Raw genomic sequence first — 25,516 nt, 5'->3', positions numbered from 1 at the left:
CCTTGATTCAGAAAAACCGGGCGGCAGGCTGCTCATGCAGCCCCTGCCGCCCGCGAAGAATACGAACTTACTCGATCTCGCGCCCTTTCGTCTCGGGCAACAAGAACGCCGTGACCAACACGACGAAATAAGCACCGCCGGCAAACATGCCGATGGCCGTGCCCAGACCGCTCGTCTTGGCCAGATAGCCGACCAGACTCGGGAACAGCGCACCGATGCCGCGCCCGAAGTTATACGCAAAACCTTGCCCGTTGGCACGCACGGCCGACGGGAACAACTCCGTCAGATACGCGCCCATGCCGCTGAAAATACCCGAGGCGGCAAACCCCAGCGGGAAGCCCAGAATCAGCATCTGATCGTTGCTCAACTGGAATTGCGTGTAGGCGTAAATGCTCGCCCCAGAGAGTACCGCGAAGATCAGCAGGTTTGCACGGCGGCCCAGCTTGTCGGTCAGATACGCGCCGGTGATGTAGCCGATGAACGAGCCCAGAATGATCACCAGCAGATAGCCGCCCGTGCCGATCACCGACAGGTGACGCTCGGTCTTCAGGAACGTCGGCAGCCACGTCGTCACGGCGTAGTAACCGCCCTGCACGCCCGTGCACAGCAGTGCCGAGAGCAACGTCGTCTTGATCAGCGCCGGCGAGAAGATCGCCCATGCCGACGTGCGGTTGGCCGAGGCGGCCTCACGCTTGCGGGTGCGCTCGAACAGTTCCGGCTCGGGCACGTTCTTGCGGATGAACAGCACGAACAGCGCCGGAATCACACCGATCCAGAACAGCGCACGCCACGCATATTCTTCCGGCAGATACGAGAACGACAGCGTGTAGCACAGTGCCGCCACGGCCCAGCCGATGGCCCAGCCGCTTTGCACCGTACCGACAGCGCGGCCGCGATACTCGGTGCGCACGATTTCGCCCATCAGCACCGAGCCCACGGCCCACTCACCGCCGAAGCCCAAGCCTTGCAGCGCGCGCAGCACGAAAATCTGCTCGAAGTTCTGCGCGAAGCCGATCAGCACCGTGCACACGGAGAACCACAGAATCGTGGCCTGCAAGATGCGCACGCGGCCAAAGCGGTCGGCGAGCACGCCGGCCAGCCAGCCGCCGATCGCCGAGAACAACAGCGTCACGGTCGCCAGCATGCCGGCTTGTCCCTTGTCGATGTTGAACACGGTAATCAACGTGGTGATCACAAACGTGAACACCATGAAGTCGAGCGCATCGAGCGCCCAACCGCCGAAGGCGGCGATAAACGTGCGCCGCTCGGTCTTGTTCATCTGACGATACCAATCCATCCCTGTCTCCCCATTCATCCTTGGTGATGCAAGGGCGCCCAATGCGCCCGGGTACTACTTCCGCTACGATCTGTTGTTGAATTCAGCCCTTCGCCGGAAAGCCGTACAGACGCGCCGGGTTGTCGACGAGAATGCGGCGGCGCGTGTCGGCGTCGGGGGCCCACTGCGGCAGCAGGTTACGCAGCGTGCCGGTGTTCGGCATACGCGTGAGCGACACGTGCGGCCAGTCACTGCCCCACACCATGCGGTCGGGTGCGTCGGCGATCAGCGTTTGTGCGAACGGCGTCACGTCGTCGAACGACGGGAAACGCTCGCTGATCCGGTACGCGCCGGACAACTTCACCCAATAGCCGTGATCGCGCACCAGCGAGCGCAACGCCGTGAAGCCCGGCGAGTCGAGCCCTTGCGCCACCGGTGTGTGGCCCATGTGATCGACGATGCCCGGCACGGGCAGCTTCGTCATGCGTGGCATGAGTTCGGGCAAAGTCTTCACGTCCATCAGGAACTGCATGTGCCAGCCCAGATCCTTGATGCGATGCGCGAGCGTTTCCATCGCCGTGAAACCGATGCCGCCGCCAAACAGCACGTTGATCCGCAGACCACGCACACCGGCTGCGTGCATCGCTTCGAGTTCAGCATCGGTCACCTCGGGCGCCACCACGGCGATGCCACGCAGGCGGTCGGGGTGACGCTTCAGCGTTTCGAGCATGTAGCGGTTGTCGGTGCCGTAGACGCTGATCTGCACCAGCACGCCGTAGGTCATGCCAGTGGCGTCGAGCATCGCCAGATACTTGTCTTCAGGCGCGGGCGGCGGCGTGTAGCTGCGCTCGGCCACCATCGGATAGGCGTCGCTGGCGGCGACCACGTGAGCATGCGTATCGACGGCACCGAACGGCACGTCGAACGTCGGCGGATCGATCTCCGGCAGCGGGCCAAGGCACAACGGTGCCCCGGCAGCGGAAGTTACAGTCATGACGACTCCTCAAAGGGCGCGAGGCGTCAGGCTGGACGTCGGGCTCACGCCGGGAAAAATTCGGATGAAACACGGGTGAATCACAGGTGAATCACAGGTGAATCACGGTTGAAGCACATCAGGCACCGGCACCGCCGATGCCTGTGAACAGCCACCTCACTGCACCTTGAGCAACTTGCCCGGGTTCATGATGCCGGCCGGGTCGAATACGGCCTTGATCTCGCGCATCAGGCGCAGTTCGAGCGGCGACTTGTACTTCGCGAAGTAGTCGCGCTTGAGCTGGCCGATGCCGTGCTCCGCGCTGATGCTGCCGCCGTAGCGCGCCACTTCGTCGAGCACTTCGGCGGTGATCGCCTCGCCGTGCTTCGCCATGAAGTCGGCTGGCTCGCCCGCCGGGCGCGAGAGGTTGTAATGCAGATTGCCGTCGCCAAAGTGCCCGAAGATGAACGGCCGCACCTGCGGGCACACACGGCGCACGCGCGCCTCGGCGCTCTCCATAAATTCGGGAATGGCCTCGATGGGCAGCGACACGTCGTGCTTCAAGTGCGGGCCATCGGCGCGTTGCGCTTCGGAAATCTCTTCGCGCAGCTTCCACATCTCTTCGACCTGACCGAGCGTGGACGACACCACTGCGTCGGCGCACAGATCGCGCTCGATGGCGGTCTCGATCACTCGCTCCAGCAGCGCGGCGAGCGCCTGCTCGTCGGCCGTGTCGGCCAGTTCCACCAGCACATAACCCGGATGACGCTCACCGAACGGGGCGCGCACGCCCGGCACGTGGGCCATGACGAGGTCGACACATTCACCGGTGAAGAATTCGAACGCCTGCATGCGCGAGCCGCACTCGGTGAACAGCAGTTCATAGAGTTCAAGCGCCTGACGCGGCGACGTGACAGCCGCGATCACCACCTGACGCACCGGCGTCGGCGCAAACAGCCGCAACGCGGCGGCCGTGATGATGCCGAGCGTGCCTTCGGAGCCGATCAGCAATTGTTTGAGGTCGTAACCGGTGTTGTCTTTGCGCAAGGTGCGCAGGCCGTGCAGGATTTCGCCATTGGGCAGCACGGCTTCGATACCGAGCACCAGCTCGCGTGTCATGCCATAGCGCACTACGTTCACGCCACCGGCGTTGGTGGCGAGATTGCCGCCAAGCTGGCACGAGCCTTCTGCCGCGAGACTCAGCGGAAACAGACGATTGGCGTCGCTCGCTACGCGTTGCAGGTCCTGAAGAATGCAACCGGCTTCGGCCACCATCGTGTTGGCGATGGTGTCGAGGCTGCGCACGGCGTTCATGCGATCGAGGCTCAGCACCACGTTCTGCGCCGCACCGTCGGGCGTCGCGCCACCGCACAAACCGGTGTTGCCCCCGCGCGGCACGACCGGCGTTGCCGTCTGCTGGCACAGGGCGAGCACTTTCGAGACGTCCTCCGTCGAACGCGGACGCACCACAGCCTGCGCGCTGCCACGGTACATGCCGCGCCAGTCGGCCAGCCATGGGGCGATGTCGTCGGGAGCGGTGAGCACGCTATCGGCACCGATAGCGTCGATGAGGCGTTGAGCGAAGGCAGTGATTGTCATGGGATCACGCGTCGGAAGTTAGGGGGCGAGAAGTTGGGGGTATTCGATGTCGAGCGATGCTTGCAAGACGGGCCGCAGGCCCTAAGACGCCACCGTGGGCGCGATGGCCCCGGTGATGATGTCGCGTCCGGGCAGCGTCAGGCCAAGGCGCGCCGACGCGCGTAGCAAGTGCGAGAGCGATGCGGCGCGTGCCAGCAGCGGATCACGCGCCTTGATGGCGTTGAACACGGCGACGTGCTCCTGATGCACCTGCGCCGCCAGCCCTTCGTGGCGCAGCGTATTCGTGCGCGCGGCCTGCACCACTTGCCGGATCTGGAGATTCAGGTACTGCAACAGGTCGGCGTAGTAGCGGTTGTGTGTAGCGCGTGCGATGGCGGCGTGAAACGCGGTGTCGTACTCGACGCCGTTTTCCGCGTGATAGAGATTGGTTTCGAGCTTTTCGAGAATCTCGCCCAGCAGACGGATGTCCTCTTGGGTATGACGCACCGCTGCGAGCGCCGCCGCCGTGCTTTCGAGATCGAGGCGCAGTTCGTACACGCTCGCGAGATCGGCCGCGTCTTGCCCGACGGGCACCTGAAAGCCACTGGACGGCGTACGCGCGCGTACCGTGACGCCCGCGCCCTGACGACTGTCGATCAGCCCCTGTGCGCGCAAACGTTCCGTGACTTCACGGATCACCGCCTGACTCACACCATAGGTTTCGGAGAGCTGCTTGCCGGTCGGCAACTTGGTGCCGACGGGATAGATCCCCTGCCGGATCGCGTCATGCAGTTGCTGCGAGACCTGTTCGGTCAGGGTTTTGGGCTTGGTTGTCATCCTCTCACGTCATCTCATGCTTTTCTGGTTTGCATGTTATATGAAAACTTTTGAGGCGTTATATCGCGTTAACCCTTGGTTTGGTCTTAGTGTTCCCTGCTATCTCACACCATGAAAAAACTTGGGCGGTGCCGGCCGTGTTGACCGGGCACCGCCCTTGATTCTGCCGTCCGCCTGAAATCGACTTAGAAGCCGATCAGCGCTTCCGTCACGTGGCTCACGTTCGGCGGCGAGGCAAAGCAATCGCTCACGAGGGCACGCCACTGGGCGAAGGCTTCCGAGTTACGGAAGTCGACGGTGTGGTTTTCCAGCGTTTCCCAAGTGACGACGAGGCTGTAATGCGTCGGCTGCTCGATCTGCTTGAGCAGGCGCATGCCATGGCAGCCTTTCGACCCCTTGAACAGCGGCGCGGCTTTGGCGACGCCTTGCTCGAATGCCGCTTCCGTGCCGGGTTTGACTTCGATCTGGGCGATTTCAAAGATCATGGGTTTTCCTCAGTGGTTGGCTCGTGTGTGACTGGATGTTTTGATGTGGTCACGCGGTTGCAGCGCACGCGGCACGATACGCGATACACGGTACGTCCCGGTGCGAGAACGCTCGATTCTATACCGCGCCTTGCGGCCACGCATCGCGCGAGCCATCGCGTATCGCTTACAGAGTTTTATCGACGGCATTGCCGGCGCTGCCGATGACCCCGCCGAGGACGCCATCCACTGCGTCGATGCACCGGCGTCGCTCACGATCGCCGTCGCCGCACCACGAACGTGCCGAGATTTGCCCCTCAGGCATTTCCATCTGGCGAAACATCCATACAAATCAGTGACCTGAAAATTCTGGCATCGGTCTTGCTCATCATCTTTCTTCTTCCCGTCTGCACCAAAAGAGCACATTCATGCCCAATACCAATACACCCGGCGACGTGCTGTTCCTGTTACTCGGCGCGATCCTGGTGCTTGCCATGCACGCCGGCTTTGCTTTTCTCGAGCTCGGCACGGTCCGTAAGAAGAATCAGGTCAATGCGCTGGTCAAGATCCTGACCGACTTTGCCGTCTCGGGGCTGGCCTACTTCTTCATCGGCTACCCGCTCGCCTATGGCGTGGACTTCTGGTCGAGCGCCACGGTGCTGGCCGAGCACAACGGCTATGCGCTCATCCGGTTCTTCTTCCTGCTGACGTTTGCCGCCGCGATTCCGGCGATCGTGTCGGGCGGGATTGCCGAGCGGGCGAAGTTTCATCCGCAGTCGTTGGCGACGTTCTTCCTCGTGGGTTTGATCTATCCGTTCTTCGAGGGCATCGCGTGGAACGGCCACTTCGGTATTCAGGACTGGCTGACGCGCACGGTCGGCGCACCGTTCCACGACTTTGCGGGGTCGGTGGTCGTGCACGCGGTAGGGGGCTGGATCGGACTGGCGGCCGTGCTGCATCTGGGCGCACGCCGTGGACGCTACAACGGGCAGGGTCAGGTCGCGGCGCACCCGCCGTCATCGATTCCGTTTTTGGCGCTCGGCGCGTGGATTCTCATCGTCGGCTGGTTCGGCTTCAACGTGATGAGCGCGCAGCGTGTGGGCGGCATCTCGGGGCTGGTGGCCGTGAATTCGCTGATGGCGATGGTAGGTGGCACGCTGATTGCGATGTGGGTCGGCAAGGACGACCCGGGCTTTATTCATAACGGTCCGTTGGCGGGTCTCGTCGCAGTTTGTGCAGGCTCGGACGTGATGCATCCGCTGGGCGCGCTGGTGGTAGGTGCGGTCGCCGGTGGGCTGTTCGTGTGGTTGTTCACGGTGACGCAGAACCGCCTGCGTATCGACGACGTGCTCGGCGTGTGGCCGTTGCACGGCGTCTGCGGTATCTGGGGCGGTCTGGCGGCCGGCATCTTTGGCCAGACGGCACTCGGCGGGCTGGGCGGCGTGAGCTTTATCGCGCAGGTCGTGGGGACGGTATCGGGTGTAGTGATCGCCTTCGTCGGCGGCTACGTCGTCTATGGCGTGCTGAAACGCACTGTGGGGCTACGACTCGACGACGAGCAGGAATACTATGGTGCGGATCTCTCGATCCATAAGATTACGGCGACGCCAGAGCGGGAGACGAACTGGTAGGAGTAAAAAGGCAAGACTGAACGCCGACGAAATCGGCGTTCAGCAAAGCACTCCCAGCGTCCTCAAGCCCCCTCCCCCCGCCCCAACCCCAACACCGCCTGAAGAATCGCAACACGCGCCTGACCGAGAATCTGGCCTTGCCATCCGGCGTCGTCGAAGCAGAACGCTGCGCGCACCTGATCGCGGATCTTTGCCGCCTGTTCGGACGGTGTTTCCGGGTTTCGACGCAGCCACGCGTCGGCGCCCAGCATATGCAGCATGTCGATGAGCGGCACCGTGCCGTACTCGATGGCCATCGCCGTGATTTGTGCATCCGGGCGAGCGAAGCGCAGCGTGTCGAGCAACGGGCCGCCGACGTTCGACGCCACCGTCGTGCCATCCACCGGACTCGCCACATCGGCGCCCCACCAACGGCGCGCCCGCTGCAACTCCGCCGCATCCAACTGCCCCACGCTGATCTTCTCGCCATGCCCCGGCGGACCGAGGCCGGTATGGAAATCGATCCAACCGATGGCATCACAGCCCTTCGCATGCGTGTCGATCAGCGTGCGCATCAGACGAGTGCTCCACACCGGCCCGCGCCCGCCGTAGAACAACCCGTCTGCGAAGCTGTACTGCCCGATCGTCAGCGCGCGCTGATACGCCGGTTCTCCATGCATCGCGATGTAGTCGGCAATCGCTGCCGCATTCACATCCGATGGCGGCCAGATCGGCGGCACGAGCAGCGCATGCAAGTCGGCGTAGGCATCGTTGACCGGCAGCGCTTGCGTGAAATCGATGCTGTTGCGGTTCAGATCGACGTTGTCTTCATTCGTGCGCGACAGCCACGAAAAGCCATACGGATTGATCGCGTGCACCACGAGAATCGCCACATCGGCCGCTGCCAGACGCGCCTGCAATCCCGAATCGCCCAGCAGGGCAATCTGCGCCGCACTGCCGCAGAAACCTTCGACGCCATGCGTGCCGGACGTCAGGATCAACAGGCGCCGGGCATCCGGTGAACCAAGCCGCACAACATCGGTGGCCAACGCTTCGCCTTCGCGCCCGATGATGCCCTGAATCACGTGGCTCTCGACATCGACACCCGCAGCGCGCGCAGCCGCGGCAAACCGCTTGCGCGCCTGCGAATAGCTCACGGAGAAAAGTCCGGTCGTCATGGCGCGTCAGGCCACCAAAAAGGCTTCTGCCAGCCGCACCCAGTAGGTGGAGCCCAGCGTCAGCACGTCGTCGTTGAAGTCATAGCTAGTGTTGTGCAGCATGCACGGCCCGAGTCCGTGACCATGCGCGCGGTGATCGCCCAGCCCGTTGCCGATGTACGCATAGCAGCCCGGGCGCTCCAGCAGGAAGAACGAAAAGTCTTCCGCGCCCATGGTCGGATCGATCGGGCTCACCACGTGATCGCGGCCGACGATCTCCTGCATCACATTCACAGCGAACTGCGTCTCGGCGGCCGTGTTGACCGTCGGCGGGTAGTTGCGGACGAACGAGAACTCGACCGTGCAGCCATACGCCGCCGCCGTCGCTTCGCAGAACTCGCGCATGCGCGTTTCCACCAGATCGAGCACTTCGAGCGAGAACGTGCGCACCGTGCCGGCCAACGTGGCCGTATTCGGAATCACATTGATGGCTTCGCCTGCCTGCATCTGGGTGATCGACAGCACGGCGGCATCGATCGGGCGCTTGTTGCGCGTCATGATGCTTTGCAGCCCCGTGCCGATCTGCATGGCAGTTAGCACCGGGTCGATACCGTCGTGCGGCATCGCAGCGTGTGCGCCCGTGCCCTTCACGACAATCCGGAACTCGTTGCTCGACGCCTGCGTCGCCCCCACCCGTGCCCCGAAACTACCGGCGGCAAGCCCCGGCCAGTTGTGCAGCGCGAACACGGCGTCGACCGGAAATTTCTCGAACAAACCATCCTTGAGCATGGCCTTGGCGCCGCCACCGCCCTCTTCCGCTGGCTGAAAGATGAACACGATGGTGCCGTCGAACGTGCGATGCGCCGCGAGATGCTGGGCCGCGCCCAACAGCATGGCCGTGTGGCCGTCGTGACCGCACGCGTGCATCTTGCCGGCGTATTGCGAGGCGTGCTCGAACGTGTTCAGTTCCTGAATCGGCAACGCATCCATGTCGGCACGCAGGCCGATGGTCTTCGTGCCGATGCCGTTGCGCAGCACACCGACGACACCGGTCTTGCCCAGACCACGCGTGACCTCGATGCCCCACGATTCGAGCAGGCGCGCGACGATGTCGGCCGTGCGCTCCTCTTCGTAGCGCAGTTCCGGATGCGCATGGATATCTCGGCGAATCGCCTGAAGTTCTGCCGTACGTTCGGCAATTTCGGGAATGATGGACATGGGAGTGGACTCTGATTGGACGTTATCGAAAGGCCCCAATGCAGCGGCGACTACCCCCGGCTCAGGGGCAGTCATGCACGGTGTGCTTTACGGGGTAATGGGGCCGGTTACGGGAATTCGTCAGGCAAGACACGCGCGGAAATCAGGGGAGCCAGACTCCCGCGCGATGGTGAATGAAGGGTTACGCCAGCGGCTGACGCGAGCGGTCTTTGAGCATCAGAATCGTGATGAGGCCCACTGCCGCGCCGAACAAGCCGTAGTACACAACGGCGAGCTTGTCGCCCGTCCAGCCGATCAGCAGCGTGGCGATCGCCCCGGCAAAACCGCCGAAGATCATCACCGCGAAGTTGTAGCCGATGGCCATCGACGTGGCACGTACCCGCGACGGGAACAACTCGCACACGAACGCGCAATACGACCCTTGGAACAAGCCGAGCGAGAGCATCAGGCAGCACTGCACGAAGATCAGCATCGGCAGCGTCGGCGTATGGCTCACCGCGAGGAACAGCGGATACGCGATGATCAGGCTGATGAGCGCCGAGGCCACCATCGGCTTCTTGCGCCCGATCGAGTCCGAGATACGGCCCGAGGCGAAGGTGCCGATGATGTACGCCACGGCGGCACACAACGACGCGATGACGCTGCTCTTGAACGGAATGCCCAACGACTTCGTGGCGTAGCTCGGCATGTAGTAATAGAAGATGTACGTGCCGATCGTGCCGTACACGGTGAGACCGAAACCGGCCAGCACCTGACGCCAGTGCTGCGTGATCGATTCGATAAACGGCGAGCGCTCCGGTGCTGCGCGCTTGGCCGCATCCTTGAACACCGGCGACTCATCGAGGCGCGAGCGCACATACAAACCAACCGGCACAATCAGCAGGCCGAGCACGAACGGGATACGCCAGCCGAACGAATCGATCTGCTCCGGCGTCAACGCCTGCGTAATGCCCACCGAAACGATGGCGCCGAGCAGCATGCTGCATGCCTGCGCAATCATCTGGAAGCTGCCGTACACGCCACGGCGCTCGACCGGGGCATGCTCGACCAAAAAGGCCGTGGCACTGCCCACTTCGCCGCCCGCCGAGAAGCCTTGCAGGAAGCGGCCGATCAACATCAGGATGGGCGCAGCCATGCCGATCTGCGCATACGTCGGCGCAAACGCGATGACGGCCACACCGAGCGCCATGACCGAAATGGTCAGCAACAAGGCAGCTTTACGGCCGTGTTTGTCGGCGTAGTTGCCGAGCACAATACCGCCGAGCGGGCGCGTGAGAAAGCCCACGCCGAAGGTGGTCCATGCCGCAAGCAAGGCGGCGGTCGGGTTGTCGCTGGGGAAGAACTGGCGGGCGATGTTCGCCGCGAAGAAGGTGAAGACGGTGAAATCGAACCATTCGAGCGCGTTGCCGATGGTGGATACCGCGATGATGCGGGCATCAATACGTTTGCCCGATCGCTCGGGCACTGCCGGGTTGGCAGCATTAGCCGAATTCGAGGCGCTGTCGCGCCCAACCGAAACTTCCATGGTGATGCTCCTGTCTCGAAGTTTTACCGTGGCAAGCCGACTGCACTCGCATCGACCCATTCTGCTTGTGCCAAAAAACCAATAAAAGCTAGAATTTGTGATCCGTCGTCGCAACTTTTTTGATGAATCGAAAGACGCCGACGGTCTTCACAACCCAGCAAAATCAGGCAAAACCTGCGAGGCACCCCCGTGAGCAACCTGCGATTCATGCGCACTTTTACGGCAGTCGCGCGCTACGGCTCGTTTGCGTCAGCCGCCGAGCATCTGGCGATGACGCAATCGGCCGTGAGCATGCAGATGCGTGCGCTGGAAGAAGAATTCGATCACGCGCTGTTCGACCGGGTGGGCCGGTCGGTCGCGCTCAATGCGATGGGCCGCGCGCTGCTGCCGCACGCCAAGCAGTTGCTGGCGCAATACCAGACCATGCAGATGCTGGCGTCGGGCATTGAAACGCCCGCCGGAACCGTCAGCATCGGTACGGTCGAGTCAGCCGTCAGCGCGCTGGCCGCCGCCGTCTCGCAGATCAAGGATGCGCAGCCGCATCTCGACGTCTTGATCCAGACGGCACGATCGATCGAGTTGACCGCCCAGCTCGATGCGGGCGATATCGATTGCGCGGTGCTCGTCGAGCCCTCGGGACGCCGGCCGGCGGGCGTGCGCTGGACGCCGCTATATAAGGAGTCACTGGTGCTGCTCACACCGGCGGATATGAAGCCGGCGCCGGCGGCGCGGCTCCTGTCGACGGAGCGCTTTCTGCGCTTCGACAAGACGCAACGCACCGGCGCGCTGATCGATCGCGCAGTGCGGCGTCAACGCGTCAAGGTCAATGAGTATCTGGAACTGAGTTCGATTGAGGGCATCGTCGCGCTGGTGCGCCAAGGGCTGGGGGTCGCTGTGGTGCCCATGCTGCGCAGCGCCACATGGGCCCACGAGGAAACGCTTCGCATCGTGCCGTTGCCCGGCGTGACCGAGCAACGCAGCATCGGCCTGCTGGAGCGCGTGCGTCACGACAAGATCGGCATTACGACCGCTATCGCGCAACAGGTCATGGCGCAGGGGTGATCGCGTCTTCAGCACCCCATCTGTTTCGTGTGCTGTCGCACCATCAAGGCAGCGGATCGAAGAAGAGATAGATCGCGGCAATCCGGCCGTCGCGCGCCAGAATGACATCCGTCCCGGCGTATTCGGGGGCATAACCGGGGCGCCCGGAGACCCAGCGAATTCGCCCGCCGTCGCCTGACACATCGGGCAACGCAATCGGCTGGTACTTGAATTCAGGATGCGTGGCCTTGATGGCACCGGCGATCCGGTCGAGTTGGTCACGCCCGCGATAGACGCCCATGTTCGGGTCGTAAAACACGCAATCGTCGGTGTAGAACGCGTCGATGAGCGCGCGTCGGCGCACCGGGTCGTTCTCGCCAAACATATCGAGGTTGCGTTGCAGCAGCGTCGGAATATCGTAGGTCATGATCTGGGCCTCCTGAAACTCGTTTCGACCGGACGTGGCGCACGTTTTGACGTCCGTCATACGTGCGCCACTACGCGGCTACACTCACGACGCACTCGGCACCGAGCCACGCAACGCGGCGGCCTTGGCGCGCGCATCAAAGCTGTAGGCACCCGCACCGAAATAGGTAATCTGGAGCAAACCGCCGGCCATCATCACGTTCTTCAGGAAGTGGATCATTTGGTTCTGATCGGCAAAGTTGTGATGGAAAAACACCGCAGTAGCGATGGAAAACAAGGCCAGCACCAACGACACCGGACGGGCACGGAAGCCCGTGATCAGCAGCAGGCCGCCGCCCGCTTCAACGAGCACCGCCACGAGATAGGCGAGCGACGGTGCGGGCAGACCAACCGCGCCGATGTATCCGACCGTGGCGGCGTGCGCGCCGAGCTTGCCCAGCCCGCTCATGAGAAACGGTGCGCCGAGCAAAACGCGACCCAGCAACGGGAGAAATTTGTAGTTGTTCATCGCAAAAGTCCTGAGAAATCAAAAAAAAAAAAGAAAAGAGAAAACCCGTGAGGTGGAATGAAAAAGTCGAAGCTCAACCGGTCTCCACCATGACCAGTTCAGCGTCTTCGAAAGCAGTGATCTCGGCAGTTGAGACGTCCGTCATGGCCACGCCGTCCAGCGGGCCCATGGGCTCGCCGTTGATGGCGATGCGTCCGGCCGCGACCACGAGATAGGCGCTGCGCGACGGCCCGAGCGTGTGCCGAACCGTTTCGCCCGCCGCGAGTGTTGCCCCCAGCAGCCGGGCATCGGCCCGTATGGGCAGCGCGCCCTCGTCGCTCGCGTAGTAGCCGCTGGCGAGGACGGTGAAACGTGCCTTGCCGCCAGCGCCCGACGGCGCGTTGGGACTGTTGGAAATCACCTTGGCCTTGGGAAACGCCCGCGTGTCCCAGTGCGGTTGGCCGCCTTCCGCCCGGGGCTTCAGCCAGATCTGAAAGAGCTTCAGCGGCACGTCGCCCTTGTTGAACTCGGCGTGACGAATGCCGGTGCCCGCGCTCATCACCTGAACGTCGCCCGCACGGATCGTGCCTTCCGACCCCAGCGTGTCGCGGTGTCCGAGCACGCCGTGCCGGACGTAAGTGATGATTTCCACATCGCTGTGCCCGTGAAACGGAAAGCCACCGTCCACGGCGATTTCGTCGTCGTTCCAGACGATCAGCGGACCGAGCGCCTTGTGCGCCGGGTTACCGGCGGGCCTGACCTGAAAGTGATACTTCGCCCGCAGCCAACCGTGGTCGACGCTGTCGAGCATTTCCGAACGCCGATGAGTAAGCATGGCTATCTCCTTGATTCACGCGCCTGAACCACTCGCGGATATCTACGGGGGCTCTGGCAATGGAGAGAATGCTATTCGGGCAAAGATCGGCTGCATATCTCCCATATTGAAAAGCATCGTTGCTTCCTGTAGAACGATAGGAACGCATTTAGACGTTTCACGGAGTCTTCCCCCCGATGGACCCGATCTCGGATCTCAACGACCTCAGGCTCTTTGCCGAAGTGGTCGAGCATGGCAGCTTCACCGCCGCCGCACGTCATCTCGGCCTTCAGACATCGAAGCTGAGCCGACGCGTGCGCGCGCTGGAAGAAGAGTTGGGTGTGCGCCTGCTCAACCGCACCAGCCGAAGTCTGTCGCTCACGGAAACCGGGCGGCAGTTTCATCAGCACTGTCTCGCGCTGGTCGCAGAGTCGCGCGCCGCCAAAGACCTGATCGATCAGACCCGCAGCCAGCCGCAGGGCACGGTGCGAATCAGTTGTCCGTTGGGACTATTGCGCTCGGGCATCACCGCGATCGTCTCGCGCTACGTGCAGGAGAATCCGCAGGTTCAGGTACTGCTCGACGCCACCAACCGCCGCGTGGACGTCATTGAAGAAGGGCTGGATTTCGCGATTCGCGTGAGGCTCCCGCCGCTCGATGACACCGACCTCGCAGTTCGGCAGCTTGGGCAGTCAGCGCTGGTGCTCGTCGCCAGCGCGGCCTTGGCGAAGCAATATGTCGAGCCCGCGTCGCTCGATGCATTGAAGGATTGGCCAACGCTGTCGATGGCTAGCAAGAACGAGCGCCATACGTGGCAGTTGATCGATGCCGAGGGCCGGGTCGCGTCACTCACCCATCGGCCGCGATTGGCGACGGACGACCTCGACAGCCTGCGCATGGCGGCCATGACGGGCGTCGGCGTCGCGCTGCTGCCGGCCGAGTTCGTGAAGGAGGACTTGCTCGCCGGGCACTTGCACCGGCTGTTGCCGGACCTGTCGACGGCGCCGGGGCTGGTGCATGCGATCTTTCCGACGCGACGTGGCATGGTGCCCGCGGTACGCCATCTGCTCGATGCACTCGTGGCCGGCTTTGAACAACCTGCGTGACCGTGTGATGGTGTGATCGTGTGATGGTGTGATGGCGCACGCGGCGCGACACCTGCCGATTGCGCTTACAGGCGCGTTTCGTGAACATCGATGTCGACGATGTCGTCGATATCGACGCACACCGTCGCTGCGGAAGCCGAATTCGATCCGGCACCGAGCCTGCACGCATCGAACGCTGGCGCGACACGTTCGCCACCGCACGGGCCGCGCGCCATCAGCCACTCCGGCAACATCGCGCCGTAGTGCTGATACGCCAGTAACAGCCGGTACGCGGCGCGTACCGACGTCGCGCTGCTCCATTGCCACCCTTCGTCTCGCCAGCGCTTGCCCCACGAACTCTCCGCCGGGCGCAGGCTCAGGAACGACAGGTTTCCCGTGATCGACGGGTGGCTCTGCACACCGTAGCGCTCGCATGATTGCGCAATCGCGTTCACCGTCAGCGGATCGGGATGATCCAGAAGAAACTCGCACAAGCCCTTATCCGAGGCGATTTTTGCGAGCAACGCCGTGTCGCAGTGAATCGAGATTTTCATGACGCGCGCCACATGCCGCATCACCATCGCCAGTTCCGCTTCCGGCACCCGCCCTACGGCGTCACCCAATACCTGCCACCGGTCGCGTAACTGGCGCGCATCGTGTGCGAACGCGACGTTACGCGCCCATGTCCCCGCAAGACTTGTCACCGCGCGGCAGCTGTCGAGCACAAGACCCGCCACCCGCAGCACACCCCGGTCGCTATCGAGGCCGTGCGTCTGTGGCCCCAGCCACGACGACACCCAAAGGATCAATCGTGCCGGGGGCACCGCCGAATTCGCCAGCGTGAACACGGTCGCCACGTCACGTAGCCGCGTGAGCGTGCCCAGCGCATCACGCCATGAGGAATACGGTGACGCGGCCACACCGGCCCTGCCCGGCAGGTCGTCCGGCAAACACGCGGCGAGTAACCGGCAGCCGGCGTCCATGCGCTTGAGCACTTCATCGACGGCGTGGTGGCGAATCAGCGTTGGCGAACCCAGCGATTGCGTGATCAGGCCCTTCAGGCCCTCGACGCTCAGTAGCGTCCAGTCGGCCCACGGGATGTCGAACGGTGTGTTCGCCGCCGCAGCACCGGGCCACGGGCCGCCGACCGGCTCGGGTGAGATCGACGCTTGCGCGGCGTCACGATAGAACCGTTCGCCGATGATCGCGAGCAACGACACGTTGCCGAGTAGCGACAGCAGATCGCGCGCCACGCGAAAATGCCATCCCCGGTCACCGGTATTGCTCATGGCCCGCAACCAAGTGGCGATGTCGCCAGCCACGGCGTCGAACGGATCTTGAACTGGCTCGTATTTCACGCCCGCCTCTGTGTGCATCGGGCCGGTCAGCGTCGTTTCGATATGTTCAAGCTGGGTCGCCAGCCGCACATCACGCTCGTGGGCCAGATCGAACTCCTTGCGATAAAAGTGCTGGCATGGCCCGGTTGTCACCCAAAGGCCGGCCCACGCGCGCATGAACGCATCGGTGAGTTCGCGACGCATCGCGCGGCGGGTCGACAGCACATCGGGCCCGAGCTCGCGCATGCAATTGGACGTGCGCACGAGACTGTCGGCAATGTCTGCTTGCCGCGAACTGCGGTGCGCGACCTGTTCGTGTGTGCGCGCAAAGCTCGCCCCACGTGCACCGTTCCACGAGCAACATTTGCGCTCATTGCGTGCCGCTTCCGTCCGGATGGCGACCTGATGTGGCATGACTCCCCCTTGCCTGATGGTGTGCGCCAGCGTCGATCGATGGCCTCAATGAGCGCTGGCAAACCGTCGACCATAGGGGGACGGCGGGACCGCTCGCGACAGCCCATCGAGCGGGCACGCGGTAGTGGCAGCACCGGCCGCGAGTCTCTGACGGGAAAACAGCAAACCCCGTCGCAAATCGTCAAACGACACCTCCCCCAGCGAGTGCCCACTTACGCAAGCTGCACACGCCGCGCAAGCGGGATCGCCGTTGTCATGGCGCGTCTCCTCTCGCCAAGTGCCAATGCGGCGCGGTAGACTTCGGACCACTGACGTCCGCTATGGCTGCGTTGTCTTGCCACGGTCCGACGCCGCACGAATTCTGCTGCGCGCATGGCGCGCGTCACGCTCACTCGCTTATTGCCACGTCTTCTGCCATGTCTTCTGCCACGTCATCGTCGTTACCGCTCGTAGCGCTCACGCCCGCCGACATCCCCCTCGGCGAACCCTTGCTCTGGGCCGTCGTCGACCGTAACGGCGACCCGCTGCTGGCAGAGGGCGATATCGTCCCGACCCAAGCGGGTCTCGATTGGCTGTTCACGTCATTCGCGCCGCATCGTGCCGCCACACTCGGCGTCGACACCGAAGTGGGCACTGACGAGGGCGCTGCTGCCGACACCGAAACAAGCACTGACATGTCTGCCGCAGGCGCAGTGGCAGCCACCACCGCCACCGATACCGCAGGCGGTGCACAAACGCAGTACGGACTCACCGACCTCAACCTGCGCCCCGGCGACTGGCTTCAGATTCAGTTGCCGCCCGGTGCCGGTTCGCAGCGCATTCGCACGCGCGTCATCGGCCATGCCCCGAATCAGATGCTGTTCGTCACCGCACCGACCGGCCGCTCGGCGCCGCCCTCTTTGCAAGCCAGCGAACGTCTCGAACTGTGGACGTTCTCGGGCGAAGACATCTATCACTTCGTCTGCACGGTCGAGCGCGTGGAGCGCATGCCGTTCGAGTACGTGGTGCTTTCCGCGCCCGCACAGATCCGCCGCAAAGTGCTGCGCCGCTCGCAACGGGTCTCTGCCCGTCTGGTTGCGTCGATCACGATGGGTGAAGCCAAGTCCCTCGCCCTGTTGCAGGACGTGAGCGCAGAAGGCGTGTCGTTGCTGACCGACGCCCCGCTCGGCGCCCCCGGCGACATGATGCAACTGGCCTTCCGCGTACGGGTCGGCGATATCGATATGCCCGTGGAAGCCACCGGTACGATTCGCGGCATTCAGCAAAACGATGACGGTGCGCACCTGCACGGCATCGAATTGCCGTCGCTCGAACCCGCGCATTACGTCGCCCTCAAGTGCTATGTGTATGAGCGCTTGCTCGCGCTCGGAGGCGCGTGATGGCGAAATCGTCGGAAGGAGAACGTCCGCGCACGCTCGCGAGCCAGACGCTGTTTCGCGGCCTCGATATCGTCGAAGCCGTTGCCGCCGGTATCGATACCGTGCCCGCGCTGTCCGCCCATCTGGGCATCACGTCGTCGACCACGCATCGCATTGCGTCGGCGCTGGTGCACGCCGGGTACCTGCGCTTCGAGCCGCGTCGCGGCTACCGGCTCGGCAACAAGCTCATCGAACTCGGCTTTCTCGCCTACCGGCAGATCGACCTGCCGCGTGTGGCTCGCCCCACGCTCGAAGCCCTCGCCAGCGAAACGCAGGACACCGTCCATCTGGCCGTGGCCGATGGCTGGGAGGTGATGTATCTCGACAAGCTGCCCGGTCAACGGGCGGTGGAAATCAGTTCACGTATCGGCGGTCGTAAGCCGATTTGCGTGACGGGCGTGGGCAAGGCGCTGCTGCTCGATCAGGACGAAGCCGAATGGCGGGCGCAGCTTGAGCACTATCAGACCCAAGTGCCCGCCCATCCGATCGACACGGCGCCATGGCTCACACGCATGCGCGACTATGCCCGGCAGGGCTATGCGTTCGATCTGGAAGACGACACGCCGACGATTCGCTGCGTGGCCGCGCCGATCTATGACGCTAGCCAGCGCATCGTGGCGGCGATCAGTGTGTCGAGCACGACCAAGTACATGAGCCGCGAGCGCATGCAGGAACTCGTGCCGCGCGTGAAGGACGCCGCCGCACGCATCAGCCAGCAACTCGGCTGGTCGGGCAACGCGCGCTGAGCAGCGCCGCCCGCTCTCTCATTCACGAATAAGCGCGAATAAGCGCGAATAAAAAACGCCGGCCCTTCGTGAGAATGGCCGGCGTGAAAACTTGCCGAGATGCTACAACTGCTTGGGTGAAATCGTCAGGCAGCGCGGCGCTTGAGCAGATCGAGCGCAACGTCCACGATCATGTCTTCCTGTCCGCCGACCATGCGGCGCTGACCCAGTTCGACGAGAATGTCGACCGTCTTCAGGTCATAACGCGCGGCGGCCGCTTCGGCGTGACGCAGGAAGCTCGAGTACACACCGGCATAGCCCAGCGCCAGCGTTTCGCGATCCACGCGCACGGCGCGATCCTGCAACGGACGCACGATGTCGTCGGCCGCGTCCATCAGGGTGTACAGGTCGCAGCCGTGGTTCCAGCCCAGACGCGACGCCGCCGCAATGAACACTTCCAGCGGCGCATTGCCAGCGCCCGCACCCATGCCCGCGAGGCTCGCGTCGATACGGTCGCAGCCCTCTTCCACGGCCACGATCGAGTTCGCCACGCCCAGACTCAGGTTGTGGTGCGCATGCATGCCAGTCAGGGTGTCGGCGTTCAGCACGTCCTTGAACGCGCGGAAACGATCGCGCACGTCGGTCATGCCCAGTGCACCGCCCGAGTCCACCACGTAGATACACGTGGCGCCGTACGACTCCATCAACTTGGCCTGCTCCGCCAGATGCTGCGGCGTGGTCATGTGGCTCATCATCAGAAAGCCGACGGTGTCCATGCCGAGTTCGCGGGCGTATTCGATGTGCTGACGCGAAACGTCGGCCTCGGTGCAGTGCGTGGCGATACGCACCACGCGGGCACCGGCGTCATAGGCTTCACGCAGGTCGTGCACGGTGCCCACGCCCGGCAGCAACAGCGTGGCGACCTTGGCGTGCTGAACGGTTTCGGCAACAGCGGCAATCCATTCGAGATCGGTGTGTGCGCCAAACCCGTAGTTGAAGCTCGAACCCGACAAGCCGTCGCCGTGGGCGACTTCGATGGAATCGACGCGGGCGGCATCGAGCGCCGCCGCAATCGCCTTCACGTTGGCGATGCTGTACTGGTGACGAATGGCGTGGCTGCCGTCGCGCAGCGTCACGTCGGAGATATAGAGTTTTTTCTGCGTCATGGTGAGGTGTCTTCCCGAAGAGCGTGCGGCGTTCAGGCCGCGAGGGCCAGACGAGTGGCGGCGATACGATCGGCACACGCCAGCGCAGCGCTGGTCATGATGTCGAGGTTGCCCGCATAGGCCGGCAGGTAGTGCGCGGCCCCTTCCACTTCGAGGAATACCGACGTCTTCAGACCCGTCAGCTTGCCGAGACCCGGCACGTTGAGCGGACGCGATGCGTCGAACAGTTCGAATTGCACTTTCTGCTTGAGGCGATAGCCCGGCACATAGGCGTGCACCTTGTCGACCATCGTCTGGATGCTGGCTTCGATGGCGGCCTGATCGCCCGGCTCGGACAGCACGAACACGGTGTCGCGCATGATGAGCGGCGGCTCGGCCGGATTCAGCACGATGATCGCCTTGCCGCGCGACGCGCCGCCCAGCACTTCGATCGCCTTCGACGTGGTTTCGGTGAACTCGTCGATGTTGGCGCGCGTGCCCGGGCCGGCCGACTTGCTCGAAATCGACGCGACGATTTCGGCGTAATGCACCTTTGCCACTTGTGAGATGGCCGCGACCATCGGAATCGTGGCTTGTCCGCCGCACGTCACCATGTTGATGTTGGTGGCGTCGAGATGCGCGTCGAGATTGATCGACGGGATCACGTACGGCCCAATCGCCGCCGGCGTCAGGTCGATCACCTGCACGCCGCGCGCTTGCAGCAGCTCGTTGTGGTGCGCATGGGCTTTGGCCGACGTGGCGTCGAACGCGATGCGAATGTCTTCAAAGCCCGGCATGGCCAGCAGGCCTTCGATGCCGCCGGAAGTCACCGGCACCCCGAGGCGCTGCGCACGCGCCAGTCCGTCGGACGCCGGATCGATACCGACCATCGCGCCCATTTCCAGATGCTCGCTATTGCGCATCACCTTGATCATGAGGTCGGTGCCGATGTTGCCCGAACCAATGATCGCCACTTTCTGTTTGCGTCGTTCCGTCACTGTCGTCTCCTGAACGTATCCGTCCACCGCTTACCGGTATGAGGCGCATCGTAATTCCGTCGCCGCTTTAATGTCAATATGTAAACATTGATCTCATATATTGAGATATTAGAAACCGACGAACCCGCCACTGGCTTATCCACACTTTTTGTTCACAAGCCCGTTGATAACTTGCGGAAAAGCATCGCAAGTGACTGATTCGACAGGGAAGAAAAGCAGAGCGCGAAAGTTGTGCCAATCGCTGCAAATCGAGGCACGACGCGTGTTTCGGCGAGGTAACGTTATCCACAGAATTTGTTTGCAAGCCAGTGGACAACTTGCGGATAGCTATCTCAAGTGCTTGATGCGACGGGGAAAAAGTGCGGCGCGCAATAGATGCGCCAATGGAGAGGCAGGCGATAGCCGCAGAAGCATGTTTGCGTGCGCGGCCGCCGCGAGAGGATGTGGACTATGGTTATCCACAGAAAATGTTCACAACCCGGTGCATAACCCGCCCATATCTGACGTATCTGCTTGATGCGAAAGCACTAATGCGCGAAGCAGCAGGTTCGGTCACCGAACGCTTCTTGCGTGGGCATCTTCCCAATTCTCCGGCAGGACGAACTTTCGCGACGGGGGGCGAGTCTAGTTACTCGTCTTTTCTCCACGAACCCACGCCTTTCCTCATGACGTCTACGAACCCCCAGAACACCGGGCGGCTCGCGCAATCGATTTGTGTCGTACCGCCCCCCTCACGCTTTCCGCTTTCCCGTCTTGCCGATGGTCCCTCGCGTCCCTCGCGTCCGTCGCTGCGCGCCGTGCCCACGCTTGCCGCACTGACGACGGCGCTGGCGCTCTCGTGGTCCATCGACGTCCGTGCAGCAGAAGAGAGTCAGCGCAGTGGCATCGCGACGTGGCCGGGTGCCATCGCAGACGAGTTCCGCGACATTGCAGTGGAAGGGGCGAGCGATCTTTACGTGCCGTTGCACACGCACCATCTGCGCTTCGCGTACACGCCCGAAAAAATCTCGCAGTTCAACGAAAACCCGTGGGGCATCGGTTACGGCCGGGTGCTCTCGGATGGCAACGACGGCTCGCGCATGTTGTACGCGATGGTCTTCAAAGACTCGCATAACGACTGGTCGCCGATGATCGGCTACGGACGGATCTGGAATATGGCGAAAGCCGGGCCCGTGCGTTTCGGGCTCGGCTATACCGCGTTTTTGATGTCGCGCACCGATACGCTCGGCGGCTTTCCGTTCCCTGCCGCGCTGCCCATTGCAGAAATCGCCGTGGGCCGCGCGTCGGTGGCGACCACCTATATCCCCGGTGGCAAAGGCAACGGCAACGTGCTGTTCATCTTCGGCCGTTACACGTTCGGCAAAGCCGGCTGACCGGCAAGTTCCGGCGATGTGCGGGCGCACCACGCGCCGAAGCCGGCGATATAGCAATAGGCCGCGGCAGGCACCAGAAACGACATGACCACGCCGACGCCGTCCGCGAGCGCACCTTGCAGATACGGCAGCACGGCGCCGCCGACGATGGCCATGCAGATCAGTCCCCCGCCTTCGCTCACACGTGAACCAAGGCCGCCGACCGACAGCGAGAAAATCGTCGGGAACATGATCGCGTTGCCCAGTCCACACGCGAGCAGCAGCCACATCGCGAACGTGGCCGGCAAGGTGAACGACGCGAGAATCAGCAGCAAGTTGTAGAGCGCGCACAGGCTCAACAACTTGCCGGGCGACACCTGCCTCAGCAGCCACGCGCCGATGAACCGTCCGACCATCGCGCCGCCCCAGTAAAACGCGAGGTAGCGGCTGGCATGACCGTGATCGGCAATGCCGGTATCGGTGTGCGTCAGATAGACGATGAGGAAGCTGCCGATACTCACTTCCGCCCCGACATACAAAAAGAGCGCCACGATGCCGTATCGCAACGGTCGATGCGCGAGCAGGCTGCGCACGTTGCCGATCAAACCCGGCGGCGTGGCGGCTTCGGCACGTTGCTCGGGTAGCGTCAGCCGCCACAGCACCACACCGCCAACCATCAACACCGCCGCCAGCATGCCGTACGGCAGGCGCACGCTGTCCACTGCATGCACTGCGTGCCCGGTGGCCGTCTCCGTCACCGCCTGCGGCGCGAGAATCCACAGCGCAGCGAGCGGCGGGCCGACCGTCGTGCCCAACGAGTTGAACGCCTGCACCAACGTGAGGCGGCTCGCCGCCTCGCCACGCGAGCCTAGCGTTTCGACATACGCATTGACGGCCACTTGCAGCAGCGTGATGCCGCTCGCGAGCACGAACAGCGCGGCGAGGAAGCACGGATACGACACCAGCGCCGCCGCCGGGAAGAACAGCGCGCAGCCCAGACCGGCCAGCCAGAGCGAACTCGCCAGCGCCCGCCGGTACCCCACACGCGCCGTGTATTGCCCGGCCGGATACGACACGACGAAGTAAGCCGCGAAGAAACTCGACTGGATGAGCGCAGCGTCGCGATACGTCAAATCGAACGCGGCCTTGAAGTGCGGCACGAGAATGTCGTTGAGCGAGGTGATCAACCCCATCGCGAAAAACAGCGTCGCGAGCATCGCAAGCACGCGTTTTGCGGACGGTGGAACGTTGGGAATCCCTGATAAATCAGCGCTTCTGGTGGCACGTTTCGAGGAGGCTTCTGACGGCGGGGGCACGTGGGACGGGCGATTGACGGACATGCATGTCTCCAGTGGGCGGTGGCACTGCAAGGCCACGAATCGCCAGTGTAGACCGCTCGATCGGCGACGCACACGCGCTAAGCGTCACATCAAGATGACGCCGAAATGGCACGCGATCCATTGACGACTTGCGATTTCCGCCCTCTGTTCGTCGTTTATTTTCCCTTTGTTTACAGCGTTTTCCACCCGTTCGACTCTTGTCAGCGGACGCCTTTTGATTGACTATCCGCTGCATAGGACACACCGCCACATTCGGGGAAACGTCATGCGGGGATTCAAGTCATGGAGTATTGCGGCGGGATGGCTCGTCGCGAGCATGCTCGGTACGCTTGCTGCGGCCGGTCATGCGCAAGCGCAGGCCGGTGGCAGCGCGCACGAGCCGGTTGGCGGATGCGACTGCGCACGCATCATTGCCGATTGTTCGGCGTCCGTTGCGGTCATTCCGGTGTTCGCGAGCAATGGGGCTTACTCGGCGGACGTCACGCTGCAAACCAATGCGCCGTCGTGCGCCAAGGTCGATTACCGGCTGGACGACACCGCCTACGTCACCATCCTGCGTGACGGTTCGCAAGGCGGGCAGCGCATGTTCGGCACCCGCCCGCTCACACGTAACAGCTTGTCGAGCCTGTCATGCCACGTCTGCGCCGCCGCCACCGCGCCGGTGCCGAACGACGGCCTGTCGCCGGACATGGCTCGCTTGAGCGGCGCGCCGGGTACGTTCAGCGCTGCGCCGCTGGCCCCCGCACCGGCAGCACCTGCCAACAACGCCACTACTTACGTACCCGCGTCGGCGATGCCATCCGCCCCCGCGAGTGCAGCGCCATCGTCCGCCACTCCCACGCCGACGGCGACGCCCATGCCGAGTTCCATTGGCGACACGGCTGGCCTGAACGCCGTCAACGCGTCGACCTCGGGCTCACCGGAAGTCGCACGCGATGTCGCGGCGATCAACGCCCCTACACCTGCCGGCGCAACCATCGTCACCCCGCCGATCCCGCCATCGGCAGCGGCGCAGCCCCCGGCCGCCGCACCGATGCGCGTGGTGAATCCGTCGGGCCGCTGGCGCGGCCTGTGCACGAATGCACCGCCTTGGTGGGGTCTCTGGGGCTCGCCGATGACGCGACTCATGGCGCTGGCGCTTAATGGCGCGCAGGTCACCGGCAACGTCGACGACGTCGAACCGAACATCCACACCACCGTGCAAGGCACGCTCGCGGGCGACCGTCTGCAACTCGCCGGCAGCTACGGCGCGAAGCACGACATCACGTTCGGGGCCGACGGCACCACGCTCACCGACGCCTGGTGCAACCGCGACGGGCGCTGCGAAACCTGCCAGATGCAGCGTTTTTGAGCGCGCTGCGGGCGGTTTTCAGCACCCCTTCACAACGAGTCCGGGACAAAGTAAGACAAAGAAAAACGACGGTGCGGAACCCGTAAGTCACACAACGCGACAAAGACGCTGTGTCACGTCGCGAACGAAACACTCGCAAAACACTTCGAAATACGGCTCGCGCGCTGAGAAACCTTGTGCGGCAAGCGCGCAACATAATTTGCGCACTGCTCGCAGAACGCGATTTCTTAGGTAGAATCGTCGGCGCAGCAAGACGTATCATTCGGGTGGCCGTTCTACGACGGCACTTTCTTATTCTCATCGATTGGATCGATATGGCAACGGCAAAGAAAGCAGCAGCTAAGAAGGCCCCTGTGGCAAAAAAAGCTCCGGTAGCGAAAAAGGCTCCGGCCGCTAAAAAGGCTCCGGTGAAGAAGGCAGCAGCACCGAAGGCAGCTCCGAAGGCAGCAGCGACCGACAAGGTCACGCCGCTCAAGGACTCGCTCAACAAGACGCAACTCGCCGCACACCTCGCAGAGCGTGCTGCTGTCGAAGTGAAGACCGTCAAGGCAGTGCTGGCCGCGCTCGAGAACACCATTCTCGGCGCACTGCACAAGAAGGGCGCTGGCGAATTCACGCTGCATGGCCTGTTCAAGGTCACGACGCAGAAGATCGCCGCCAAGCCGAAGCGCCGTGGCATCGACCCGTTCACGAAGCAAGAACGTGAGTTCGCCGCCAAGCCGGCTTCGACGCGCGTGAAGGTTCGCTCGCTGAAGAAGGTGAAGGACGCTGCACAGTAAGTCTTGCGCGATGCGCTGCCGCCTCACCGGCAGCAGCGAATATCGCAAAACTTGCCAGATATGCAGTCAAACGGTGCCGAGATTCGGCACCGTTTTTTTTCGCCCGCCCCATCGCCACCCCGTCATTTCGCTGGGGTTTGTGCTGAGTGGACGCATGGTGCGTCGC

The 25,516-nt window shown here is 63.2% G+C and carries 23 protein-coding genes; 8 read left to right on the top strand and 15 right to left on the bottom strand.

Annotated elements, in window-relative coordinates:
* Positions 1-67: 67 nt before the first annotated feature.
* From PIN31009_RS08190 to PIN31009_RS08170, 5 genes are all read right to left on the bottom strand, one after another.
* Positions 68-1,297, bottom strand: a complete 1,230-nt coding sequence (locus PIN31009_RS08190; protein WP_150683779.1) for an MFS transporter — start codon at positions 1,295-1,297, stop codon at positions 68-70.
* 82 nt (positions 1,298-1,379) lie between these two features.
* Entirely contained in the window at positions 1,380-2,270 is an 891-nt protein-coding gene (locus PIN31009_RS08185; RefSeq protein WP_087688462.1) for an amidohydrolase family protein, read from the bottom strand.
* Positions 2,271-2,426: 156 nt separating this feature from the next.
* Entirely contained in the window at positions 2,427-3,848 is a 1,422-nt protein-coding gene (locus PIN31009_RS08180; RefSeq protein ID WP_150789915.1) for an FAD-binding oxidoreductase, read from the bottom strand.
* An 81-nt stretch (positions 3,849-3,929) separates the two neighbouring features.
* Entirely contained in the window at positions 3,930-4,664 is a 735-nt protein-coding gene (locus tag PIN31009_RS08175) for a FadR/GntR family transcriptional regulator (RefSeq protein WP_150683776.1), read from the bottom strand.
* Positions 4,665-4,849: 185 nt separating this feature from the next.
* On the bottom strand, positions 4,850-5,149 hold the full coding sequence (locus PIN31009_RS08170) for an antibiotic biosynthesis monooxygenase family protein (RefSeq protein WP_150683775.1): 300 nt from the start codon (positions 5,147-5,149) through the stop codon (positions 4,850-4,852).
* A 407-nt stretch (positions 5,150-5,556) separates the two neighbouring features.
* On the opposite strand from PIN31009_RS08170, the gene PIN31009_RS08165 reads away from it, so the two are divergent.
* Complete coding sequence (locus PIN31009_RS08165; RefSeq protein WP_150789914.1) at positions 5,557-6,759, top strand: ammonium transporter; 1,203 nt, start codon at positions 5,557-5,559, stop codon at positions 6,757-6,759.
* A gap of 62 nt (positions 6,760-6,821) precedes the next feature.
* Here the strand turns inward: PIN31009_RS08165 and PIN31009_RS08160 are convergent, their stop codons facing one another.
* From PIN31009_RS08160 to PIN31009_RS08150, 3 genes are all read right to left on the bottom strand, one after another.
* On the bottom strand, positions 6,822-7,916 hold the full coding sequence (locus PIN31009_RS08160; RefSeq protein WP_150789913.1) for a M14 family metallopeptidase: 1,095 nt from the start codon (positions 7,914-7,916) through the stop codon (positions 6,822-6,824).
* Positions 7,917-7,922: 6 nt separating this feature from the next.
* Positions 7,923-9,113, bottom strand: coding sequence for a M20 aminoacylase family protein (locus PIN31009_RS08155; protein ID WP_150789912.1), 1,191 nt, complete (start codon positions 9,111-9,113; stop codon positions 7,923-7,925).
* A 181-nt stretch (positions 9,114-9,294) separates the two neighbouring features.
* Positions 9,295-10,638: an MFS transporter gene (locus PIN31009_RS08150; RefSeq protein ID WP_087688468.1), complete on the bottom strand. Its 1,344-nt coding sequence runs from the start codon at positions 10,636-10,638 to the stop codon at positions 9,295-9,297.
* Between the two features lie 189 nt (positions 10,639-10,827).
* Here PIN31009_RS08150 and PIN31009_RS08145 point away from each other — a divergent pair, with 189 nt between their 5' ends.
* Complete coding sequence (locus PIN31009_RS08145) at positions 10,828-11,700, top strand: LysR family transcriptional regulator (protein ID WP_150789911.1); 873 nt, start codon at positions 10,828-10,830, stop codon at positions 11,698-11,700.
* Positions 11,701-11,743: 43 nt separating this feature from the next.
* Here PIN31009_RS08145 and PIN31009_RS08140 read toward each other — a convergent pair whose 3' ends face one another.
* From PIN31009_RS08140 to PIN31009_RS08130, 3 genes are all read right to left on the bottom strand, one after another.
* Positions 11,744-12,106 (bottom strand): nuclear transport factor 2 family protein, encoded by a 363-nt coding sequence (locus PIN31009_RS08140; RefSeq protein ID WP_150789910.1) that lies wholly within the window; start codon positions 12,104-12,106, stop codon positions 11,744-11,746.
* An 84-nt stretch (positions 12,107-12,190) separates the two neighbouring features.
* On the bottom strand, positions 12,191-12,613 hold the full coding sequence (locus PIN31009_RS08135; RefSeq protein ID WP_150789909.1) for a DoxX family protein: 423 nt from the start codon (positions 12,611-12,613) through the stop codon (positions 12,191-12,193).
* 73 nt (positions 12,614-12,686) lie between these two features.
* Positions 12,687-13,427, bottom strand: coding sequence for a pirin family protein (locus PIN31009_RS08130; protein ID WP_150789908.1), 741 nt, complete (start codon positions 13,425-13,427; stop codon positions 12,687-12,689).
* A 176-nt stretch (positions 13,428-13,603) separates the two neighbouring features.
* Here PIN31009_RS08130 and PIN31009_RS08125 point away from each other — a divergent pair, with 176 nt between their 5' ends.
* Entirely contained in the window at positions 13,604-14,512 is a 909-nt protein-coding gene (locus PIN31009_RS08125; RefSeq protein ID WP_150789907.1) for a LysR substrate-binding domain-containing protein, read from the top strand.
* Positions 14,513-14,577: 65 nt separating this feature from the next.
* Here PIN31009_RS08125 and PIN31009_RS08120 read toward each other — a convergent pair whose 3' ends face one another.
* Complete coding sequence (locus PIN31009_RS08120; RefSeq protein ID WP_150789906.1) at positions 14,578-16,242, bottom strand: hypothetical protein; 1,665 nt, start codon at positions 16,240-16,242, stop codon at positions 14,578-14,580.
* A gap of 416 nt (positions 16,243-16,658) precedes the next feature.
* Here PIN31009_RS08120 and PIN31009_RS08115 point away from each other — a divergent pair, with 416 nt between their 5' ends.
* On the top strand, positions 16,659-17,621 hold the full coding sequence (locus PIN31009_RS08115; protein ID WP_174997039.1) for a flagellar brake protein: 963 nt from the start codon (positions 16,659-16,661) through the stop codon (positions 17,619-17,621).
* Entirely contained in the window at positions 17,621-18,406 is a 786-nt protein-coding gene (locus PIN31009_RS08110) for an IclR family transcriptional regulator (RefSeq protein WP_150683765.1), read from the top strand. The genes PIN31009_RS08115 and PIN31009_RS08110 overlap by 1 nt, the downstream gene beginning before the upstream one ends.
* Before the next feature lie 125 nt (positions 18,407-18,531).
* On the opposite strand, the gene dmpG is transcribed toward PIN31009_RS08110, so the two are convergent.
* Positions 18,532-19,551: a 4-hydroxy-2-oxovalerate aldolase gene (gene dmpG / locus PIN31009_RS08105; protein WP_058379699.1), complete on the bottom strand. Its 1,020-nt coding sequence runs from the start codon at positions 19,549-19,551 to the stop codon at positions 18,532-18,534.
* Between the two features lie 32 nt (positions 19,552-19,583).
* Complete coding sequence (locus PIN31009_RS08100; protein WP_058379700.1) at positions 19,584-20,528, bottom strand: acetaldehyde dehydrogenase (acetylating); 945 nt, start codon at positions 20,526-20,528, stop codon at positions 19,584-19,586.
* Positions 20,529-21,193: 665 nt separating this feature from the next.
* Here PIN31009_RS08100 and pagP point away from each other — a divergent pair.
* Positions 21,194-21,901, top strand: coding sequence for a lipid IV(A) palmitoyltransferase PagP (gene pagP, locus PIN31009_RS08095; protein WP_174997036.1), 708 nt, complete (start codon positions 21,194-21,196; stop codon positions 21,899-21,901).
* Here pagP and PIN31009_RS08090 read toward each other — a convergent pair.
* On the bottom strand, positions 21,877-23,097 hold the full coding sequence (locus PIN31009_RS08090) for a sugar MFS transporter (protein ID WP_246185613.1): 1,221 nt from the start codon (positions 23,095-23,097) through the stop codon (positions 21,877-21,879). The two genes, pagP and PIN31009_RS08090, sit on opposite strands and share 25 nt — an antisense overlap.
* A gap of 388 nt (positions 23,098-23,485) precedes the next feature.
* Between PIN31009_RS08090 and PIN31009_RS08085 the strand changes: the two genes are divergently transcribed.
* A complete protein-coding gene (locus PIN31009_RS08085; RefSeq protein ID WP_150789902.1) occupies positions 23,486-24,571 on the top strand; it encodes a hypothetical protein in 1,086 nt (361 codons plus the stop codon).
* Positions 24,572-24,885: 314 nt separating this feature from the next.
* Entirely contained in the window at positions 24,886-25,350 is a 465-nt protein-coding gene (locus PIN31009_RS08080; RefSeq protein ID WP_058379703.1) for an HU family DNA-binding protein, read from the top strand.
* The last annotated feature ends 166 nt before the right edge of the window (positions 25,351-25,516 follow it).

It is taken from the genome of Pandoraea iniqua (assembly GCF_902459685.1).
Taxonomy (GTDB): Bacteria; Pseudomonadota; Gammaproteobacteria; order Burkholderiales; family Burkholderiaceae; genus Pandoraea; species Pandoraea iniqua.
Note: the sequence above shows the minus strand (reverse complement) of the source record. Positions and strands in the feature narration are given on the sequence as shown.

Excerpts from the sequence above, each read along its gene's own strand:
- PIN31009_RS08190 (WP_150683779.1), bottom strand. The coding sequence starts at position 1,297 with ATGGATTGGTATCGTCAGATGAACAAGACCGAGCGGCGCACGTTTATC.
- PIN31009_RS08185 (WP_087688462.1), bottom strand. The coding sequence starts at position 2,270 with ATGACTGTAACTTCCGCTGCCGGGGCACCGTTGTGCCTTGGCCCGCTG.
- PIN31009_RS08180 (WP_150789915.1), bottom strand. The coding sequence starts at position 3,848 with ATGACAATCACTGCCTTCGCTCAACGCCTCATCGACGCTATCGGTGCC.
- PIN31009_RS08175 (WP_150683776.1), bottom strand. The coding sequence starts at position 4,664 with ATGACAACCAAGCCCAAAACCCTGACCGAACAGGTCTCGCAGCAACTG.
- PIN31009_RS08170 (WP_150683775.1), bottom strand. The coding sequence starts at position 5,149 with ATGATCTTTGAAATCGCCCAGATCGAAGTCAAACCCGGCACGGAAGCG.
- PIN31009_RS08165 (WP_150789914.1), top strand. The coding sequence starts at position 5,557 with ATGCCCAATACCAATACACCCGGCGACGTGCTGTTCCTGTTACTCGGC.
- PIN31009_RS08160 (WP_150789913.1), bottom strand. The coding sequence starts at position 7,916 with ATGACGACCGGACTTTTCTCCGTGAGCTATTCGCAGGCGCGCAAGCGG.
- PIN31009_RS08155 (WP_150789912.1), bottom strand. The coding sequence starts at position 9,113 with ATGTCCATCATTCCCGAAATTGCCGAACGTACGGCAGAACTTCAGGCG.
- PIN31009_RS08150 (WP_087688468.1), bottom strand. The coding sequence starts at position 10,638 with ATGGAAGTTTCGGTTGGGCGCGACAGCGCCTCGAATTCGGCTAATGCT.
- PIN31009_RS08140 (WP_150789910.1), bottom strand. The coding sequence starts at position 12,106 with ATGACCTACGATATTCCGACGCTGCTGCAACGCAACCTCGATATGTTT.
- PIN31009_RS08135 (WP_150789909.1), bottom strand. The coding sequence starts at position 12,613 with ATGAACAACTACAAATTTCTCCCGTTGCTGGGTCGCGTTTTGCTCGGC.
- PIN31009_RS08130 (WP_150789908.1), bottom strand. The coding sequence starts at position 13,427 with ATGCTTACTCATCGGCGTTCGGAAATGCTCGACAGCGTCGACCACGGT.
- PIN31009_RS08125 (WP_150789907.1), top strand. The coding sequence starts at position 13,604 with ATGGACCCGATCTCGGATCTCAACGACCTCAGGCTCTTTGCCGAAGTG.
- PIN31009_RS08120 (WP_150789906.1), bottom strand. The coding sequence starts at position 16,242 with ATGCCACATCAGGTCGCCATCCGGACGGAAGCGGCACGCAATGAGCGC.
- PIN31009_RS08115 (WP_174997039.1), top strand. The coding sequence starts at position 16,659 with ATGTCTTCTGCCACGTCATCGTCGTTACCGCTCGTAGCGCTCACGCCC.
- PIN31009_RS08110 (WP_150683765.1), top strand. The coding sequence starts at position 17,621 with ATGGCGAAATCGTCGGAAGGAGAACGTCCGCGCACGCTCGCGAGCCAG.
- dmpG (WP_058379699.1), bottom strand. The coding sequence starts at position 19,551 with ATGACGCAGAAAAAACTCTATATCTCCGACGTGACGCTGCGCGACGGC.
- pagP (WP_174997036.1), top strand. The coding sequence starts at position 21,194 with ATGACGTCTACGAACCCCCAGAACACCGGGCGGCTCGCGCAATCGATT.
- PIN31009_RS08090 (WP_246185613.1), bottom strand. The coding sequence starts at position 23,097 with ATGCTCGCGACGCTGTTTTTCGCGATGGGGTTGATCACCTCGCTCAAC.
- PIN31009_RS08085 (WP_150789902.1), top strand. The coding sequence starts at position 23,486 with ATGCGGGGATTCAAGTCATGGAGTATTGCGGCGGGATGGCTCGTCGCG.
- PIN31009_RS08080 (WP_058379703.1), top strand. The coding sequence starts at position 24,886 with ATGGCAACGGCAAAGAAAGCAGCAGCTAAGAAGGCCCCTGTGGCAAAA.